The organism is Litorisediminivivens sp. KMU-197, from assembly GCF_056858395.1.
The window spans coordinates 376,833-394,435 of record NZ_JBXEQG010000002.1; the positions used below are offsets into that span (position 1 = coordinate 376,833).

Annotated in this window: 22 protein-coding genes and 1 tRNA gene; 8 read left to right on the top strand and 15 right to left on the bottom strand. The window is 65.8% G+C overall.

Going from position 1 to position 17,603, the window contains the following annotated elements:
- Positions 1 to 25 precede the first annotated feature (25 nt).
- Positions 26 to 1,063: a citrate/2-methylcitrate synthase gene (locus AC04PT_RS06740; protein ID WP_482872841.1), complete on the top strand. Its 1,038-nt coding sequence runs from the start codon at positions 26 to 28 to the stop codon at positions 1,061 to 1,063.
- On the opposite strand, the gene AC04PT_RS06745 is transcribed toward AC04PT_RS06740, so the two are convergent.
- The 3 genes from AC04PT_RS06745 to hisF all read right to left on the bottom strand — a co-directional run bounded on the left by AC04PT_RS06745 (position 1,060) and on the right by hisF (position 3,597).
- Complete coding sequence (locus tag AC04PT_RS06745) at positions 1,060 to 2,463, bottom strand: dihydrolipoyl dehydrogenase (protein ID WP_482872842.1); 1,404 nt, start codon at positions 2,461 to 2,463, stop codon at positions 1,060 to 1,062. The two genes, AC04PT_RS06740 and AC04PT_RS06745, sit on opposite strands and share 4 nt — an antisense overlap.
- Before the next feature lie 64 nt (positions 2,464 to 2,527).
- Entirely contained in the window at positions 2,528 to 2,839 is a 312-nt protein-coding gene (locus tag AC04PT_RS06750) for a phosphoribosyl-ATP diphosphatase (protein ID WP_482872843.1), read from the bottom strand.
- Positions 2,836 to 3,597, bottom strand: a complete 762-nt coding sequence (gene hisF, locus AC04PT_RS06755; protein WP_482872844.1) for an imidazole glycerol phosphate synthase subunit HisF — start codon at positions 3,595 to 3,597, stop codon at positions 2,836 to 2,838. The genes AC04PT_RS06750 and hisF overlap by 4 nt, the downstream gene beginning before the upstream one ends.
- A 96-nt stretch (positions 3,598 to 3,693) precedes the next feature.
- On the opposite strand from hisF, the gene AC04PT_RS06760 reads away from it, so the two are divergent.
- Positions 3,694 to 4,443, top strand: a complete 750-nt coding sequence (locus tag AC04PT_RS06760) for an SDR family NAD(P)-dependent oxidoreductase (protein WP_482872846.1) — start codon at positions 3,694 to 3,696, stop codon at positions 4,441 to 4,443.
- Positions 4,444 to 4,482: 39 nt separating this feature from the next.
- Here AC04PT_RS06760 and AC04PT_RS06765 read toward each other — a convergent pair whose 3' ends face one another.
- Both AC04PT_RS06765 and hisA read right to left on the bottom strand, forming a co-directional pair.
- Complete coding sequence (locus tag AC04PT_RS06765; protein ID WP_482872847.1) at positions 4,483 to 4,818, bottom strand: hypothetical protein; 336 nt, start codon at positions 4,816 to 4,818, stop codon at positions 4,483 to 4,485.
- Between the two features lie 52 nt (positions 4,819 to 4,870).
- Positions 4,871 to 5,593, bottom strand: a complete 723-nt coding sequence (gene hisA / locus AC04PT_RS06770) for a 1-(5-phosphoribosyl)-5-[(5-phosphoribosylamino)methylideneamino]imidazole-4-carboxamide isomerase (RefSeq protein WP_482873083.1) — start codon at positions 5,591 to 5,593, stop codon at positions 4,871 to 4,873.
- A gap of 138 nt (positions 5,594 to 5,731) precedes the next feature.
- On the opposite strand from hisA, the gene AC04PT_RS06775 reads away from it, so the two are divergent.
- Positions 5,732 to 6,118, top strand: coding sequence for a DUF2147 domain-containing protein (locus AC04PT_RS06775; protein WP_482872848.1), 387 nt, complete (start codon positions 5,732 to 5,734; stop codon positions 6,116 to 6,118).
- A gap of 164 nt (positions 6,119 to 6,282) precedes the next feature.
- On the opposite strand, the gene AC04PT_RS06780 is transcribed toward AC04PT_RS06775, so the two are convergent.
- The 6 genes from AC04PT_RS06780 to AC04PT_RS06805 all read right to left on the bottom strand — a co-directional run bounded on the left by AC04PT_RS06780 (position 6,283) and on the right by AC04PT_RS06805 (position 10,183).
- Positions 6,283 to 6,747 (bottom strand): PTS sugar transporter subunit IIA, encoded by a 465-nt coding sequence (locus tag AC04PT_RS06780; protein ID WP_482872849.1) that lies wholly within the window; start codon positions 6,745 to 6,747, stop codon positions 6,283 to 6,285.
- Between the two features lie 43 nt (positions 6,748 to 6,790).
- A complete protein-coding gene (gene hpf / locus AC04PT_RS06785; protein WP_482872850.1) occupies positions 6,791 to 7,363 on the bottom strand; it encodes a ribosome hibernation-promoting factor, HPF/YfiA family in 573 nt (190 codons plus the stop codon).
- 264 nt (positions 7,364 to 7,627) lie between these two features.
- A complete protein-coding gene (lptB, locus tag AC04PT_RS06790) occupies positions 7,628 to 8,386 on the bottom strand; it encodes an LPS export ABC transporter ATP-binding protein (RefSeq protein WP_482872851.1) in 759 nt (252 codons plus the stop codon).
- The gene (gene lptA, locus AC04PT_RS06795; protein WP_482872852.1) at positions 8,386 to 8,883 is read right to left on the bottom strand and encodes a lipopolysaccharide transport periplasmic protein LptA; all 498 of its coding nucleotides are present in this window, start codon (positions 8,881 to 8,883) and stop codon (positions 8,386 to 8,388) included. Before lptA ends, lptB begins: the two co-directional genes overlap by 1 nt.
- Positions 8,880 to 9,506, bottom strand: coding sequence for an LPS export ABC transporter periplasmic protein LptC (lptC, locus tag AC04PT_RS06800; protein ID WP_482872853.1), 627 nt, complete (start codon positions 9,504 to 9,506; stop codon positions 8,880 to 8,882). The genes lptA and lptC overlap by 4 nt, the downstream gene beginning before the upstream one ends.
- Positions 9,507 to 9,571: 65 nt before the next feature.
- Complete coding sequence (locus AC04PT_RS06805) at positions 9,572 to 10,183, bottom strand: ribonuclease D (RefSeq protein ID WP_482873084.1); 612 nt, start codon at positions 10,181 to 10,183, stop codon at positions 9,572 to 9,574.
- Between the two features lie 885 nt (positions 10,184 to 11,068).
- Here AC04PT_RS06805 and AC04PT_RS06810 point away from each other — a divergent pair.
- The 4 genes from AC04PT_RS06810 (at position 11,069) to AC04PT_RS06825 (ending at position 13,524) form a co-directional block, all read left to right on the top strand.
- Positions 11,069 to 11,758: a sugar transferase gene (locus tag AC04PT_RS06810; RefSeq protein ID WP_482873085.1), complete on the top strand. Its 690-nt coding sequence runs from the start codon at positions 11,069 to 11,071 to the stop codon at positions 11,756 to 11,758.
- Between the two features lie 82 nt (positions 11,759 to 11,840).
- Positions 11,841 to 12,290 (top strand): YtoQ family protein, encoded by a 450-nt coding sequence (locus AC04PT_RS06815; RefSeq protein WP_482872854.1) that lies wholly within the window; start codon positions 11,841 to 11,843, stop codon positions 12,288 to 12,290.
- 165 nt (positions 12,291 to 12,455) lie between these two features.
- Positions 12,456 to 12,896 carry a large conductance mechanosensitive channel protein MscL gene (mscL, locus tag AC04PT_RS06820; protein ID WP_482872855.1) on the top strand — a complete coding sequence of 147 codons (441 nt, stop codon included), beginning with the start codon at positions 12,456 to 12,458 and terminating at the stop codon, positions 12,894 to 12,896.
- A 40-nt stretch (positions 12,897 to 12,936) separates the two neighbouring features.
- A complete protein-coding gene (locus tag AC04PT_RS06825; RefSeq protein ID WP_482872857.1) occupies positions 12,937 to 13,524 on the top strand; it encodes a YdeI/OmpD-associated family protein in 588 nt (195 codons plus the stop codon).
- 50 nt (positions 13,525 to 13,574) lie between these two features.
- On the opposite strand, the gene AC04PT_RS06830 is transcribed toward AC04PT_RS06825, so the two are convergent.
- From AC04PT_RS06830 to AC04PT_RS06840, 3 genes are all read right to left on the bottom strand, one after another.
- Positions 13,575 to 14,837, bottom strand: a complete 1,263-nt coding sequence (locus tag AC04PT_RS06830) for a glycosyltransferase family 4 protein (RefSeq protein ID WP_482872858.1) — start codon at positions 14,835 to 14,837, stop codon at positions 13,575 to 13,577.
- A 128-nt stretch (positions 14,838 to 14,965) separates the two neighbouring features.
- The gene (gene ykgO / locus AC04PT_RS06835) at positions 14,966 to 15,091 is read right to left on the bottom strand and encodes a type B 50S ribosomal protein L36 (RefSeq protein WP_008562923.1); all 126 of its coding nucleotides are present in this window, start codon (positions 15,089 to 15,091) and stop codon (positions 14,966 to 14,968) included.
- Positions 15,092 to 15,165: 74 nt separating this feature from the next.
- Positions 15,166 to 15,240: transfer RNA gene (locus tag AC04PT_RS06840), tRNA-Val, on the bottom strand.
- 154 nt (positions 15,241 to 15,394) lie between these two features.
- Here AC04PT_RS06840 and AC04PT_RS06845 point away from each other — a divergent pair.
- Positions 15,395 to 16,255 carry an N-formylglutamate amidohydrolase gene (locus AC04PT_RS06845; protein ID WP_482872859.1) on the top strand — a complete coding sequence of 287 codons (861 nt, stop codon included), beginning with the start codon at positions 15,395 to 15,397 and terminating at the stop codon, positions 16,253 to 16,255.
- Positions 16,256 to 16,315: 60 nt separating this feature from the next.
- Here the strand turns inward: AC04PT_RS06845 and AC04PT_RS06850 are convergent, their stop codons facing one another.
- On the bottom strand, positions 16,316 to 17,569 hold the full coding sequence (locus AC04PT_RS06850; protein ID WP_482872860.1) for a DNA polymerase IV: 1,254 nt from the start codon (positions 17,567 to 17,569) through the stop codon (positions 16,316 to 16,318).
- Between the last annotated feature and the right edge of the window lie 34 nt (positions 17,570 to 17,603).

The following is a 17,603-nucleotide window of genomic DNA, read 5'->3' on the forward strand; positions in this document are numbered from 1 at the left end:
CGAAATTCCGGTCAAGATAATCAACATGAAACTGCGCGATCACGAGGTGATGTCGGCGGACGAAGCCCGCGACCTGCTGAAGGTCAGCGCGCAGACGCTTTATGCCTACGTCAGCCGTGGCCATATCCGGTCGTTCCAGCATCCGGGCGATGCGCGCAGATCGCTGTATGTCCGCGAAGACGTTGAATCCTGGGCGGCGCGGAAGGCGCGCGGACGCACGCGCACCGCAGTGCGGCTGGAGCGCGGCGCGCGGGCGCCCCTGATCACGGAGGTGCGGGACGGGCGGCCGTTCTATCGCGGGAAGGATGCGCTGGCGCTGTCGCGCACGATGTCGTTCGAGGCGGTGACGGCGCTGTTGCTGGGACGCACCCTGACGGCTGCGCGGCCGGACAAGATGCCCCTGCTGGCCGCTCCGGAAGCGCTGCCGCGGATGTTGATGGCGCTGGCCCGGAGGGTGGCGGACCCGGAGGTCACGCCGCTCGACCTGGTGCAGGCACTGGTCAACGCGGTGACGCGGCAGCGCGGGATCGGGCCGGTCGAAGAGCAGTTGGCCGAGGCCTGGGAACTGGCCGACGACGAGGGAGACCTGTTGCGGCGGGTGCTGGTGCTGTGCGCGGATCATGCGCCGGACGCATCATCCCATGCCTGCCGGGTGACTGCCTCGACCGGTGCGGGGCTCGCCGCCTGCCTGGTCAGCGGGCTGGCGGCGCTGTCGGGCAGGGGCGACGGGGTCGTCCGGGCGCTGGAGACGATGCGCGCGGTACGCGACAAGCTGCCGGAGGATGTGCCGGCAGGGTTCGGGCAGTTGTCGTCAGAGGCCGATCCCCGGGTCGACGAGATATTCCGGGTGCTTCCGCTGGAGCCGGACTGGGAAAGGGTGGTCGCGTGGCTGGCCGAGCGCGGAGTCTGTCCGGGCCTCGACCTGGCGCTTGCGCATGTGGTGACGGTACTGGACCTGCCGGAGCAGGCGGGGCTCGAGCTTTTCGCGCTGGGGCGCTGTGCCGGGTGGATGGCCCATGCGGAGGAGCAGGCAGCCAGCGGCGCGGTGATCGGGCCGGGTTAGATCCCGGGCGGGTCGCCGGGGTCGCGGCTGCCGGGGACCGGCATGTGCAGGGCCTTGCAGATGTCGCGCAGGGCCGAGCGGAGGCCCTCTTCGAGCGTCGGGTGGTAATAGGGGCGGTTGTCGAGCAGGTCGCTGGCGGTGGCGCCGGTTTCGATCGCCCAGGCCAGCAGGTGTCCGAGATGCTCCGCGCCCGGGCAGAACAGGCTGGCGCCGGTGATGCGGCCTTCGGGGGCAGAGGCGTAGAGGCGCAGGAGACCGACGTTGCGAGCCTCGACCCGCGCGCGGCCCTGATCGGTGTAATGCGAGGTGCCAGTGTGGCCGTCGCCCTCGGGCGGGTGTCCGATGGACACCACGGGCGGGTCGGTAAAGGTGATGGTAAACGGCACGCGGCAGTCGGTCTTGACCACGGCGGGAAAGGCCACCGCATTGCGCCCGGCCACGGCACCCTCAAGCGAGGCTTCGTGAAGTACCGGGCGCATGCCGTTCACGTCGCCTGCCATGAAAATGGGCGCGTCGCCGCACTGCATGGTGGTGGGGTTGATGTCGGGCAGGCCCTTGTCGTTCAGTTCGAGGCCGGTGGCTTCGAGATCGAGCCCGTCCAGTTGCGGCGGCCGACCGGCGGCAAGAAGCACCTTGTCGAAGGTGTCGGTCTGGCCCTCGATGGCGAGGCGGACCTTGCCGTCGTGCACACTGGGCTGAGGATCGGTGCCGAGGTGCAGGGTCAGGTCCTGCGACAGGGTGTTCTGAAGCGCCCGCTGCACGGTCTGGTCGCGCATGGCCGCCAGCGTGGTTTCGCGGTCGTAGAGCGCCACGCGCACGCCGAGGCGGGCCATGGCCTGCGCCAGTTCCACGCCGATGGCGCCGCCGCCAATGACGGCAAGGCTTCCGGGCAGGTCGTCCAGTTCGAAGATGGTGCGGTTGGTGAGCACAAGGTCGCCGAGATCTTGGTAAGGCTCAGGGATCATAGGCGCGGACCCGGCGGCGATGATGACGGACTTCGCCTGCACGGTGCGGCCATCGTCGAGCGCGAGGTCGGTGGGGCCGGTGAAGCGGGCGCAGGCCTGGATGCAGGTGCCGTCAGGCAGTTCGTCGAAGCTTTCACGGGTGTGGGAGGCGAAGTCGTCGCGGAGGTCCTGGACGCGCTGCATGACGGCGGGTCCGTCAATGGCGACCTCGCCGGTGCGGATGCCGAAGGTGTCGCTGTTGCGCGCGGCATGGGCAGATTTCGCGGCGGTGATCAGAAGCTTGGACGGCATGCAGCCCACGGTGGCGCAGACGGTGCCGGCGAAATCGGGGTCGATCAGCAGGGTTTTGGCCCCGTGGCCGCGCGCGTTGCGTTCTGCGGCGAGCCCTGCGGTGCCCGCACCGATGATCGCCACGTCGCATGTCAGATCGGCCATGTTGGTCCCCTCAGGTTGCGGGGACACAACGTGTTGCGGGCGGGGTGGTTCCCTGCCCTTGGCCTTAGCCGCGGGAAGCCTTTTCGGCGATGCCGGAAGTGCCCTGCCGACGGGCGAGTTCGGCCAGAACGTCGTCGAGCGGCACGTCGCGGGCGGCGAGCATGACAAGGAGGTGATAGAGCACGTCGGCGGCTTCGTCCCGGAGGTTGTCGCGGTCGTTCTTCACCGCGGCAATGATCGCTTCCACCGCCTCTTCGCCGAACTTCTCGGCGCATTTCTCGGGCCCCTTCGCCAACAGCTTGGCGGTCCAGGAACTGTCGGGATCGGCGCTTTTGCGGGCGGCGATGGTGGCCGCGAGATCGTGCAGGGTGCTCATGTCAGCCTCATCGGGATGCCGCTGTCGATCATGTGCTGTTTGGCCTCGGCGATGGTGTAGTCGCCGAAATGAAAGATCGAGGCGGCGAGCACCGCAGAGGCGCCGCCCTCGAGCACGCCGTCGACGAGGTGATCGAGGGTGCCGACCCCGCCAGAGGCGATCACCGGGACCGACACGGCGTCCGAGATCGCGCGGGTCAGCGGCAGGTTGAAACCGGCCCGCGTGCCGTCGCGGTCCATCGAGGTGAGCAGGATTTCCCCGGCGCCCTTCTCGGTGACCAGTTCGGCGAATTCCACCGCGTCGATGCCCGTGGGCTTGCGGCCGCCGTGGGTGAAGATCTCCCACTTGCCGGGGCTGACGGTCTTGGCGTCGATGGCGCAGACGATGCACTGGCTGCCGAACTGGTCGGCAGCCTCGGCGATGACGTCGGGGTTGGCCACGGCGGCGGAGTTGAAGCTGACCTTGTCCGCACCCGCCAGCAGCAGCTTGCGGACATCGGCGGCGGTGCGGACGCCGCCGCCCACGGTGAGCGGGATGAAGCATTGCTCGGCGGTGCGCTGCACCACGTCCATCATCACGCCGCGGTTTTCGTGGGTGGCGTGAATGTCGAGGAAGCAGAGCTCATCCGCGCCCGCCGCGTCATAGGCACGGGCCGATTCCACCGGGTCGCCGGCATCGCGCAGGTCGACGAAGTTGACGCCCTTGACGACGCGGCCGTCGGCAACGTCGAGACAGGGGATGATGCGGGTCTTGAGCATGGGGTCTCATACGGCGCGGCGCGGCAGGGGGCAAGCGGGGCGTTGCAAATCGCGGCGGCTTGGGAAATGGTATACCAAAGTTCGGAGGAACACGGGATGACGGAATTTGCGCGCTATCCGAGCCTGCGCGGGCGGTCGGTGCTGGTGACCGGGGGAGCTTCGGGGATCGGGGCGGACATGGTGCGCGGCTTTGCCGGGCAGGGCGCGCGCGTCGGTTTCATCGACCTCGACGCGACGGCCGGCGCGGCACTGTCGGAGGAGCTTGGCGTGGCCTTCGCGGCCTGCGACCTGCGTGACATCGGGGCCCTTAGGGCGGCGGTGGCCGGACTGGCGGAACGTGTGGGCGCGCCGACCGTGCTGGTCAACAACGCGGCGCGGGACGACCGGCATGACTGGCGCGATGTGACCGGGGATTATTGGGACGACCGGATGGCGACCAACCTGCGGCATCAGTTCTTTGCGATCCAGGCGGTTGCGCCCGGGATGATCGAGGCCGGCGGCGGGTCGATCGTCAACATGGGGTCGTGCAGCTGGAAGCAGGGCATGGGCAACATGCCGGCCTACACCACAGCCAAGGCGGCGGTGCACGGGCTGACGCGGTCGATGGCGACGGCGCTGGGGCCGCACCGCATAAGGGTCAACACAGTGGTGCCGGGCTGGGTGATGACCGAACGGCAGAAGACGCTCTGGGCGACGCCAGAGGCTTTGCAGGAAAACCTAGACACGCAGTGCCTGAAGGAGCTGATCCAGCCGGGCTACGTAACGCAGATGGTGCTGTTTCTTGCGGCCGAGGATTCGGCGATGTGCACCTCGCAAGAGTTCCTTGTGGAAGCGGGGTTGCTGTGACGGGGCGCGGCCCCCGTCAAAGCCAGCACTGCGGCGTTTTCAGACAGACGACGGGCCCGAGAGCGGCCGGGCCGTGCGCAGGGCGGCGCGGTTCAGCAGCGCGACCAGCAGCGCGAAGAACGGCGCGGAGAGGACGTAGCTGAGCAGGATCAGGCGCATGTGCGGCGCGGCGGCGGTGAAGGCTGCGGTGACGGAGGGGCCACCGGCACAGGCCGCGAAGTCGCCATAGAGGCCGCCATCGCAGAGCAGGCTTGGCAGCAGGGCGAGGCCGGTCAGCAGCGACCAGACCGCACCGGCCCAGAGGGCGATGGCGCGCGCGGCGCGGTGCGGGTGTTGCCGGGCCGTGACCGCCGAGATCGCCGCGGGGGCGATCACGAAAAAGGCGAGGAGGGCGTCGCTGAGCATGGGCGCTCCGGTTTGGCCGGGATTATGCGGCCATTATGGAGAGCGCCTCGCGCAGGTCAATCGCACCGTCATAGAGCGCGCGGCCGGAGATCGCACCGTTGAGCGGGGCGCCGCAGGTCTTCAGCGCGCGCAGGTCGTCGAGTGAGGAGACGCCGCCGGAGGCGATGACAGGGATGGACACGGCGTTGGCCAGCGCCGCCGTGGCCTCGATGTTGGGGCCCTGCATGGCACCGTCGCGATTGATGTCGGTGTAGATGATCGCGGCGACACCGGCGTCTTCGAAGCTTCGCGCCAGATCGGTAACCAGCACGTCGGTTTCTTCGGCCCAGCCCTTGGTGGCGACGCGGCCGTCGCGGGCGTCGATGCCGACGGCGACCTGTCCGGGGAAGGCGCTGGCGGCTGCGCGCACCAACGCGGGATCCTCGACGGCGACGGTGCCGAGGATGACGCGGGCAAGCCCCTTGTTCAGCCAGCTTTCGATGGTGGCCATGTCGCGGATGCCGCCGCCCAGCTGGGTGGGCACCGCGGTGGCGGCGAGGATCGCCTCGACCGCGCCGGCGTTGACGGGCGCGCCGGCAAAGGCGCCGTTCAGATCGACGAGATGCAGCCATTCGCAGCCCGCATCGACGAAGGCGCGGGCTTGGGCGGCGGGGTCGTCGTTGAAGACCGTCGCCTTGTCCATATCGCCGCGCAGCAGACGCACGGCGTTGCCGTCCTTGAGGTCGATGGCCGGGTAGAGGATCATGAGCGTCGGAACCCTTGGTGTCGCAATAGCGAGGGCGTTTTGCATGTTAAGCGTCGGATTGCAATGGACCCCACGTCACACTTGCCAGTCGCGGCATATGACTCTCAGGATTGCATCATCACTCAGGGAGGACGAGAGATGAAAAAATTCGCGATGGCCTGTGCCGCACTGGCGCTGACGGCAGGGGCGGCAGTGGCCGATCCGGTGCTGGGCGTCTGGCAGACCGAGCCCGACGATGGCGCCTATGCGCATGTCACCATGAAGCCCTGTTCGGGCAAGGTCTGTGGCGTGATCAGCCGGACCTTCAACGCCGGCGGCGAATACGATTCGCCCAACAAGGGCAAGACGCTGGTGATCAACATGGTGCCCAATGGCGGCGGCAAGTATTCCGGCAAGGTCTGGCGGCCGTCGAACGACAAGATCTATACCGGCAAGATGACGCTGAGCGGCAATGCCTTGAAATTGCAGGGATGCGTCGCGGGCGGATTGCTGTGTTCGTCGCAGAACTGGTCGCGGATCCAGTAGGGTGCGCCACTGGGGGCAGGTGTCGGGAAGCGCCTGCCCCGCAACGATGACGGGAGATCCCGGATCATGTCCGGGATCGGCGGCGCGCCTGGGGGTGCGTGGACATGAAAAAGCCTGCCGCGCGGTGCGGGGCAGGCGGATGTCTCGGAGCGGAACGGCCGGTGTCAGGCGGCCTTCATCGCCTCGTGTTCGGTCAGGATCGTGTAGAGCGTGGAGCTGTCGTGGTTGGCGCGCAGCTTGGTGCAGACCGCTGCATCGCGCAGCAGGCGCGACACCCGGGCCAGCGCCTTGAGGTGTTCGACGCCTGCGTCCTCGGGCGCGAAAAGGCCGAAGACCAGATCCACCGGCTGACGGTCGACCGAATCAAAGTCGATCGGCTTTTCCAGCAGCAGGAAGCACCCGACGACGCTGTCGATGCCGCTGATCCGGGCATGCGGCAGGGCGACGCCGTGGCCAACGCCGGTCGGGCCAAGGCTTTCGCGTTCCAGAAGCGCTTCGACCGCGGTCGAGCCGTCGATGCCGTAGGCATGACGCGCCAGTTCGGCGACGTCATGCATCAGGCGCTTCTTGCTCGAACAGGTCGTGGAGACCCGGATCGCCTCGGGCTTCAGCAGTTCAGAAAGTTCCATGTCTTGCCTGTATTAAAGTCCCCTGAACGATCCGCGACCCACGTCAGGCCTGCTCTTGCGGTTCAATCCAGCCGATATTGCCGTCATCGCGACGATAGACGACATTCAGACCCTTCTTTTCGTTCCGGAACACAAGAACAGGCGCCCCGGCGATTTCCATTTGCATCACCGCTTCACCCACCGTGAGTGCGGGAATGTCGGTCTTCATCTCGGCGACGATCATCGGTTGCAGGCTGTCCGGCTCCGAATCTTCGTCGACCCCATCGCTGGCGAGGATATACGACGACGCCCCGAATGTTTCAACCGGCTCGCTCCGGTCCTTGTGATGGTCCTTCAGGCGGCGCTTGTAACGGCGCAGCTGCTTTTCCATCTTGTCGGCGCAGCTTTCGAAAGCTGCATAAATTTCAGTGTCATGCGCCTTGGCCTGAGCGGTCAGGCCGGTCGACAGATGCACTGTGGCTTCGCAGACATATTCATGCGCTGCCTTGGAGAACACCACGTTGGCGTCTGTCGGACGTTCGGCGTATTTCTGCATCACGGCCCCCAGCCCATCCTGAACGTGGGTTTGCAGGGCTGCCCCAATGTCGATTTGCTTGCCGGTTATTTGATAGCGCATCTCGGGTCCTTCTTATTGTTCCGGTGGCACGTCGGGCGCGGGGCTGCGTGGAACAGCCCAGCCGGATCAGGCACCATCTTGGGAAACTGACGCAGTTACTGACTTCATTGTACTCACCCATCCTGCAGGCAGGAGCGCGACGTCTGACACGGAAAGCCACTCGTGCGTCATGCCTCTATTTGAGGACAGGCAAAGCCTGTCTGTCAATGACCTCTGCAAAGATTATGGGTGGATTCGTAAGCGAAAGGTAAAAATCGCCGGGCGTCACGAGATCGAGAACTGATCGCCCAGATAGACGCGCCGGACATTTTCATTCTGAACCACCTCGTCGGGCGTGCCGGACATCAGCACCTTGCCGTCGTGCAGGATGTAGGCGCGGTCGACGATCTCGAGCGTTTCGCGGACGTTGTGATCGGTGATCAGGACGCCGATGCCACGGTGCGACAGGTCGGCCACGAGGCTGCGGATATCGCCCACGGAGATCGGATCGACACCGGCGAAGGGCTCATCGAGCAGCAGGTACTTGGGTTCGGCGGCCAGGCAGCGGGCGATTTCGACCCGGCGGCGTTCGCCGCCCGACAGCGCCAGCGCGGGGGCGCGGCGGAGGTGCTCGATGTGGAATTCCGACAGCAGTTCTTCCAGCCGCTCGCGGCGGCGATGGGCCTTGGGCACGGCAATGTCGAGGATGGCGCGGATGTTGTCTTCGACGGTCATGCCGCGGAAGATCGACATTTCCTGCGGCAAATAGCCGATGCCCAGCTTGGCGCGTCGATACATCGGCATCGAGGTGACGTCCTGTCCGTCGATGATGACTTTGCCGCCCTCGGGGAAGACAAGGCCGGCGACTGAGTAGAAGGTCGTTGTCTTGCCCGACCCATTGGGGCCCAGAAGCGCCACCACCTCGCCGCGCTGCAGCTCCATGCTGACGTCGCGGATCACCACCTTCTTGCGGTAGCTCTTGCGCAGGTGGTCGATGCGGAGGCCGGCGGAGCCTTCGGTCAGGGTCAGCTCTGGCTCGGGCATTACTGGCCGGCGTCGCTGCTGGGCTGGATCACGGTCTTGACCCGTCCGGACATCTGCGCCGTGCCTGCGTTGAGGTCGGCGACCATGCGCTCGGCGGTCAGCGCGTTGCCGCCCTGGGTCAGCAGCACGTTGCCGGTCATCACCACGGTGCCGGCCTCGACGTCATAGTCGGCGCTGTCGCCCTCGGCCGCCTCTTCGCCGGACACCAGCGTCACGCCGCCACGCGCTTCGAGCCGGGCGATGCCCGAGCGGTCGGAATTGTAGACCACCAGCACCCGCGGGGCCGAGAGCCGCATGTCGCCCTGGCCCACCACCACGTTGCCGGTAAATTCCGCGGTGCCGTCTTCCTGATTGACCGCAAGGTTGTCGGCGGTGACTTCGACCGGAGCGTCGGGATCGGCCTGTATCGTGCCAAAGCCCACTTGCGCGTTCTGTGCAAATGCGAAGGCGGGCAGCAGCGCAATCAGGCAGACCGCGAGGATACGAATACCGGTCATGGAGTATCACTTTCTACGTCACGGGTGGCTTTTGCGGGGTGATATACCAGTTTCACCCCCTTTGTGAAAAACAATTGAACGTCACCGTGGGTTCCGGCCTCGCGGATGCGGAATGCGCCGGCGGTGAGGTCTCCGATCGGGCCTGTCGCGGTCACCCCGCCGGGGGCGTCGGCGGTGACCGAGCGCAGCGCGGACCGCAGGGCATCGGTGCGCACCACGTAGCCGGAGGAGCTGTCGATCACCACGTCGCCGGTCAGGTTCAGCCGGTCGGCGGGTTCGTTCACCGCCGCGGTCTTGGCGACGATGTGGATGCGCGAGCCGTCGGTGAGGTGGAAGGCGGCATCGAGCCGGTCGGCGATGACCCCCGCCGGGTCCTCGGGCATCGGGCGGGCATGATCGGCGGTGACAAGCACCGCATGGCCCTCGGGCGTACTGCCGGTGTAGTAGGGCGCGGTGACGCTGTCGCTTTCGGGGATCTCCGAGGCGTCGCCGAGGAAGGTCAGGTCGGGGTCTTCGTTGACCGAGCGCGACAACAGGAACACGGTCGACAGCAGCGCCAGCGCAGTCAGCGGCAGCAAGACCTTGAGGCCGGCCACGATACTGGAATGGAGCGACTCTCGCATGGTCGGGCGGGTTCCTGTTGGATCGGCTTATACTTAAGCGCGGCGGGGCCGGGTGCAAAGGCGCCTTAATGCGCGAAGATGTCGGTGTCCGGCCAACCGGCGAGATCCAGCCGGGCGCGGGTGGGCAGGAAGTCGAAGCAGCTTTGTGCCAGATCGTTGCGGCCTTCGCGGTCGAGCCGTGCATTCAATTCATCGCGCAGCTGGTGCAGGTAAAGCACGTCCGAGGCTGCATAGTCGATCTGCGCGCGGGTGAGCGCCTCGGCGCCCCAGTCGGAGGATTGCTGCTGCTTCGAGATGTCGATGCCGAGCAGTTCCTGGATCAGGTGCTTCAGCCCGTGGCGGTCGGTATATGTGCGGACGAGTTTGCTGGCGATCTTGGTGCAATAGACCGGCGCGGCGAGGGTGCCGAAAGCGTTGTGGAGCGCGGCGATGTCGAACCGGCCGAAGTGAAACAGCTTGAGCACCGCCGGGTCGGCCAGCATGCGGCAGAGGTTCGGGGCTTCGGTCTGGCCTTTCGCGACCTGCACGAGGTGCGCGGCGCCGTCGCCCGAGGACATCTGCACCACGCAGAGACGGTCGCGGTGCGGGTTGAGGCCCATGGTTTCGCAATCCATGGCGACCACCGGCCCGAGATCGAGCCCGTCGGGAAGATCGCCCTGATAGAGTTGATGCGCCATGGCCGTGGGCTCCTGTAGGAAATGTGCCATGGGAATAGTAGTTTGGCGGGTGCGATGCAATGACGGCCCCGGCCGCCGGATGCCCGAATCACTTTGCCGCAATATCGCCGCAAATTTTTCCCGAATTTGTCCAATCCCCGGATCCGGGGGGTATTGATGACGCCGATAATCGCGTTTTGATGGGCTATCGCAAATAAATATTCAAGTTCTCGTATGGGTCATCGACGGCAATTTTGAATAGCCAAATGCCCTAGCGGAAACCGCGGGGCCCAGGGATTCCGGACCTGAGATTGGCGTCAATAGCCAGAGTTTTTTGCAAGTTGAACGCAGGGTCACGGAATTTTCAGGATCAGTATTGTGGTGCGTATTCGGCGTTATTCGGAAAAATCGCATGGCATTGTTTCGCCAATTTCGACAATTGCAATCGCTTTGCACGTCCGGCGTGTGTGGTGGCACTGCCGCATTCCCCGGACGTCCCCGGACCCTTGCCGGCGCCGGCGGTTGGGTACCGAATCGTAGCTTTGGCGGGATGGTCCGCTGTGCCGGCTTGGGGCGCCCGTATCGCGCCGATGCAGTACCGTGGCGCACCTTGACGGGACCGGTGCACCGCGCCAGATTTGACGAAGTCGAGCAAGACAGAGCTTCAATCGTGGCAAAATCTTGCAAACGGCACTTGGGGGTTGGTGCTTTCACTCTGGAGTGAGGGAAAAGGGTCAATAGTCTGTAATCGGCACGGTAAGAGCGCTGCTCGGCCCTGTCGTGACATGATATGTACATGAGGACGTACGGCACATCGCACCGGCACCGGTGCGACTGTCCGCGTGTGTCCGTCAGACTGGAAGCCTGAGCTTCGCTTCGTCGATGACCGCCTTGGAGGGCACAACATTGACACTGCACATGCGTTCGGTGGGACCTGCTGCCGGAACAACGGAAGACTTGCTGGCTGGCTCTATCGACCCGCTTCACCGCGGCGTCTATCGGCAGTTCGCCAAACGGCTGATTGACATCGGGATCGTGCTGCTGGCCCTCATCCCCGTGTTGATGATCCTGCTGCCGCTGTGCCTGATGGTGGCCATGGACGGACATTCGCCGCTGTATCGGCAAGAGCGGATCGGCCGTGGCGGGCGCGTGTTCCGGATGTGGAAGTTGCGATCCATGGTGCCGGATGCCGACGTGCAGTTGCAGGCACACCTCAACGCCTGTCCGCAGGCGCGGGCCGAGTGGAGCCGCAGCCAGAAATTGCGCGACGATCCCCGGATCACCGCGGTGGGCAGCCTGATCCGCAAGAGTTCCCTCGATGAGTTGCCGCAGCTGTTCAACGTGCTCCGGGGCGACATGTCGCTGGTGGGGCCCCGCCCGATGATGGTGAGCCAGCGGTCGATCTATCCCGGCACGGCATATTTCGCGATGCGGCCGGGGATCACCGGAATCTGGCAGACGTCGGCCCGCAACGAGGCCAGCTTTTCCGAGCGTGCGATCTTTGACGCGCGGTATTTCCGCGAGTTGTCCTTTGTCACGGACCTGCGGCTGATCGGACGGACCTTTCACGTGGTGCTGAAGGGCACCGGGCACTGACATCCTCGACCTTCCGAACGGGCGGTGCTAGGCCGGGCGCGCAATCGCGGCCCGGCCGCGCGACCCGGATTGGAGGCATGTGATGACCCTGAACGTATACCTGAGCGGAGAGATCCACACCGATTGGCGCGAACAGATCATCGAGGGCGCGCATGGCCTTGACGTGGTGTTCTCGGCACCGGTGACCGATCACGCGGCAAGCGACGATTGCGGCGTGGCGATCCTGGGTGGTGAAGACAACAAGTATTGGCATGACCACAAGGGTGCCATGATGAACGCCATCCGCACCCGCAAGGGCATCGAGGAGGCGGACGTTGTGGTGGTGCGCTTCGGCGAGAAGTACCGACAGTGGAACGCGGCCTTCGATGCCGGCTATGCGGCGGCACTGGGCAAGTCGCTGATTGTGTTGCAGCAACCCGATCACGACCACGCGCTGAAGGAGGTCGACGCGGCGGCGCTGGCGGTGACGCGCGAGCCGTCGCAGGTGGTCGATATCCTGCGCTACGTGCAGACCGGCAAGCTGCCGGGCTGAGCGGCGACGGCTGGACGCGGGCGGACGCCTGCGCCCGCCCGTCCCACGGGGCTGCGCAGGGCCGGGTGGACCTGCCCCAGCGTAAGCCCTTGGCGAAAAGTCTTGCTTGCGCTTTGGACAGGCGCAACCCTGCCGGCGTAGGCAAGCCAGCGAGGGACGGCAGACATGATCAAGGAATTCCGAAACTTCATCGCCAAGGGCAATGTCATGGACATGGCGGTCGGCATCATCATTGGGGCCGCCTTTACCGCCATCGTGCAATCGGTGGTGCATGACCTGATCAACCCCATCGTCGGCCTGTTCACCGGCGGCATCGACTTCACCGATCAATACGTGGTGCTCGCGGGCGAGGCGCCTTCGGACACCAGCCTTGAGGCGGCGCGCGAGGCGGGTGGGTCGATCTTCGCCTATGGTGCCTTTCTCATGGCGGTCATCAACTTCCTGATCATCGCCTTCGTGGTCTTCATGCTGGTCAAGATGGTCAACCGGGTGAAAGATGCGGCCATGCGCGAGGAAGAGCCCGACACCCCCGCCGAAGCCAAGCCGGCGGGACCCACGCAACTGGACGTGCTGTTGGAAATCCGTGACCATCTGAAGCGCGAATGACCCCTGCTCCCGTGGCGGGGCGTACCGGGGAGGGCCTGACATGGGACAGCCGGACCGACGCGCCGGCATCTGGTTCGACAAGCGCACGCGCTGGCAGGGCGAACTGCGGGCGCTGCGCGACATCATGCTGGGCTGCGCGGTGGACGAGGCTTTCAAGTGGCGCGGGCCGGTCTATTGCGCGCATGGCAGCAACGTGGCGATCCTCTGGGGCTTCAAGGAGCACTGCGCGCTGGGGTTCTTCAAGGGCGTTCTGCTGGACGATCCCGAGCGGTTGCTGATTGCGCCGGGCGAGAACTCGCGCTCGGCGCGGATGATCCCGTTCTCCAGCGAAGGCGAAATCCGGCGGTTGCAGGCGGTGATCGAGGATTATGTGGGGCAAGCGGTGGCGCATGCGGCGGCCGGGTTGAAGGTCGACCTGCCGAAGGACGATTTTAAGCTGCCCGAGGAACTGGCGGTTCGGTTGGCCGGCGATCCCGCATTGCAGGCGGCGTGGGCGGCGCTGACCCCGGGACGGCGGCGGGGTTACGTGCTGCAAATATCCGGCGCCAAGCAGGCCAAGACGCGGGAGGCGCGGATCGACAAATGGGCGCCCCTGATCCTTGCAGGCAAGGGGATGCACGACCGCTAGGGCGCCTCGGGAAACACCTTTACCTTTGGCATCCTGCGACCGGCCTGGGATTAGGGCTTCGGCGGGCGCGGCGTCAGCGACATAAGGCTGTCGACCCAGGCAAGTTGCTGCGGCAGGCAGACGGTTTTCAGGTCATACTGCGCGACCACGTGGCGGCGGGCGTTGGCCTTCAGGTGGGCTTGCAAGGCGGGATCGTCGAGCAGGGTGCAGACCTTGTCGACCAGCGCCTCGCGGTCGAAGAAATCAACCAGCAGGCCGGTTTCGCCGTCGCTCAGCGCCTCGCGCACCGGGGCGGTGTCGCTGGCCACGATCGGCGCGCCGATGCTCATCGCTTCGAGCAGGGACCAACTGAGCACGAAGGGGTAGGTCAGGTAGACATGCGCCCGGCTGACCCGCATGAAGGCGAGGAAACGGTCGTAGGGCACCCGTCCGAGGAAATGCACGCGGGCCCAGTCTTCGTCGGGGATCTGGCCGCGCACCTCGTCTATGAAGACCTGTTTCCAGCTTTTTCCGTCGGGGGCCTTGGCGCCGTAGCTGACCTGATCGCCGCCGATCAGCACGACCTGCGCCGCGGGGCGGCGGCGCAGCAGTTCGGGCAGGGCGCGCATGAAGATGTGATAGCCGCGGTAGGGTTCGAGATTGCGGTTGATGAAGGTGATGACCTCGTCGTCGCGGGTCAGGTCGCGTCCGTCCGAGACGGTGAGGCGGGCGTCACCATCGGGCTTTGCGAGGCCCGTGTCGATGCCGTCATGCGCGACGGTGATGCGCCGGCGCATCTCATCGGGGAAGGTGTCGGCCTGAAAGGCGGTGGGGCTGATACCGGCGTCGCCGATTTCGAAGTGCAGGCGGTTGTTGAGGTTCTTCAGGCGCAGCCGCAGGGAATCGGTCTCGGGCGAGGGCGGCGTGAACTCGGGGTCGAAGCCGACGAAGGGATAGTCATCGGTATGATAGAGCTCGCAATACAGGCCGAGGCGGGCGTTGGGCCAGACGTCCTTGAGAAACAGGCTCTCGCCCCAGCCGTGATGGGCGAGGATCACGTCGGGCGAAAAGCCGCGTTCTCGCAGGGCCACGGCGGCGCGATAGCAGGACTGGCCGCGAATCAGCTTGGTTTCGAAATCCACCAGCCATGGGTGGAGGCCCTGCGCAGGCTTGCCCTGATACTTGTACGGCAGCACGGTGACGCCCCGCCACTTCGTGGCCTTTTCGACCTTGGGGGTCAGCGCGACTACCTGATCGCCGCGCGCCGCGAGGGCGGGCGCGAGGTGCTTGTACTGGCCGGGGAAATTCTGGTGGATCAGGAGGTACTTGGTCACGCCGCCGCTCTTTGCCTTTTCCCGCGACTATGAGGGCAAAGTGCGCGGCGCTCAACCGCGCAGATCGGCAAAAGGAAAGGGCCGCGCATCACTGCACGGCCCTTCCGAATTCGGTTCGCTTGAAGCGCTCAGCCCTGACGGGCCTTGAACCGCCGTTGCGTCTTGTTGATCACATAGACGCGGCCCTTGCGGCGCACAACGCGGCAATCGCGGTGGCGATTCTTGAGCGAGCGGAGCGAGTTCTTGACTTTCATGGTCAGTCTCTCCTTCTACGCGGCGCTGGCGTGCGCCTTGGTTGCGGTTCTGCCACCCGGGGGCGGCGGTGATATGGTGGGCGATACTGGGATCGAACCAGTGACCCCTTCGATGTCAACGAAGTGCTCTACCGCTGAGCTAATCGCCCGGAAATCCGGCACCGTCGCGAGAGCCCCAAATGAATGGGGCGCGGAACCCCGCGCCAGTAGCGGTCCCTATAAATGGGTTCGTGGGGGCGATCAAGGGCTTTTGATACGGAAAGAAAACGGATTATCATCTGCCAAGCAAGTCTGGAGGCCTGAGTGCCGAAATTCGCATTTCACCTGTCGCGCCCCGAGCGGCTGACGACACCGGTCGTCTTTGCAAGCCCGCATTCCGGGCGCGATTATCCGTGGTCCTTCCTGCGCCGCACGGTGCTGGACGAACATGTCATCCGAACCTCGGAAGACGCCTATGTGGACAGGCTTTTCGAATGCGCGCCGCAGTTCGGGGCCCCGTTCCTGAAGGCCGGCGCGCCGCGCGCCTTCGTCGATCTGAACCGCTCGGCGGACGAGCTTGATCCGGCGCTGATCGACGGGGCGAGGAAGCCTGGTCACAATCCGCGCGTGACCTCGGGGCTGGGGGTGATTCCCCGGGTGGTGGCCGGCGGGCGCAACATCTATCGCGGCAAACTTCCGCTGACCGAGGCCGAGACCCGAATCGACCGGTACTGGCGGCCCTACCACGACGAGCTGCAAGGATTGCTCAGCGAAGCGCATTCGATTTTCGGCGAGGCAGTGCTGGTGGATTGCCATTCGATGCCGCACGAGGCGTTGGAGCCGATTGCCCGCGCGGGTGCGCGCAGGCCCGAGGTGGTGATCGGCGACCGGTTCGGGGCGTCGGCGAGCGAAGCGGTGGTGGACCGGATCGAAGCCGCATTCGTGAGCGCGGGACTCTGCGTGGTGCGCAACGCGCCCTTCGCGGGGGCCTATATCGCGCAGCATTACGGACGCCCGTCGCGCAACCAGCACGCTGTGCAGATCGAGATCGACCGGGCGATCTACATGAACGAGCAGGCGATCCGTCCGAACGCGAACTTTCAGGCGTTCCGCAAGCTGATCCGCGGCGTTGTGGCCGAAATCGCCGGCATCGGCGCGCAGGAGGTGCCGCTGGCCGCGGAGTGACGCGGCGCGGCGGTGTCGGCAGTGTGTCCCGATCCGGTCCGGGGCAAGTGCCGCATCACCCTAGCGCAAAGCCCGGCCCTTGAGGATCGCATCCGGCCCGAAACGGGCGCGAATGGCGTCGGTGGCGCGTTCGGCGCCGGCGCGGCGGACGGCGTCGGGGTCCAGCAGGTCGCCGGAGCGGTCGGCCTCGCCCGCCGGGACAAGGTGTGACAGCCCGCAGCCCAGCAGACGATAGGGCCCGCGGTCGCCGGTCGCGTCAAACAGCGCGCGGGCGGTGCGATAGACGGTATTGGCCATCTGGGTGGCGTCGCGCAGCGACTGGCGGCGGGTGAGGGTCTGGAACGTCGCGGTCTTCAACTTCAGCGTCACCACCTGACCGGCCTTGTCCTTGGCCTTGGCGCGGTCGGACACCTTTTCGGCCATGCGCCAGAGGTGGCCGTCCAGGAGATCGGGATCGGAGGTCGGGTCGTTGAAAGTGGTCTCGTTCGAGATCGACTTGACCGGCGCATTGGCCGAGACCCGCCGGCGGTCCTGCCCGCGCGCCAGATGCCACAGCCGTGTTCCCATGGAGCCGAAACGCGCGCTGAGATCGCGTTCGTCCCAGCGGCGCAGGTCGTCGAAGGTACGGATGCCGGCGCGCTCCAGCGATGCCTGCGCTGCCTGTCCGACGCCCCAGATCAGGCGCACGGGCTTGTCGTGAAGGAAGGTTTCGGTCTCGGCCTTGCCGATGACGGAAAAACCGTGCGGTTTGTCGAGGTCCGAGGCGATCTTGGCGAGAAACTTGTTGTGCGACAGGCCGATGGAGCCGGTGATGCCAAGCTCGGTCCGCATCCGTCGCGTCAGGCGGGCCAGCATGACGGCGGGCGGATGACCGTGCAGCCGTGCGGTGCCGGTGAGATCGAGGAAGGCCTCGTCCAATGACAGCGGTTCGACCACCGGGGTGAGTTCGTCCATCATGGCGCGGATGGCGCGGGAAACCTCGACATAGGCCTGAATGCGGGGCTTGATGATCACCGCATCGGGGCAGAGCTTGAGCGCCTGGAACATCGGCATCGCCGAGCGCACGCCGCGGATGCGGGCGACGTAGCAGGCGGTGGAGACGACCCCGCGCCGACCGCCACCGATGATGACCGGCTTTCCAGCCAGGGTGGGATCGTCGCGTTTCTCGACGCTGGCATAAAAGGCATCGCAATCCATGTGGGCGATGCTCAGGTCCCACAGTTCGTCATGCGCGACCACGCGGCGCGAGCGGCAGGCGGGGCAAAAGGCTCCGCTGTCGAAATCGTGCAGACAATCGCGGCAAAGGGCAGGCATGGGGTGCTCGGGCGCAGGTTTCGGTCTAGCTATG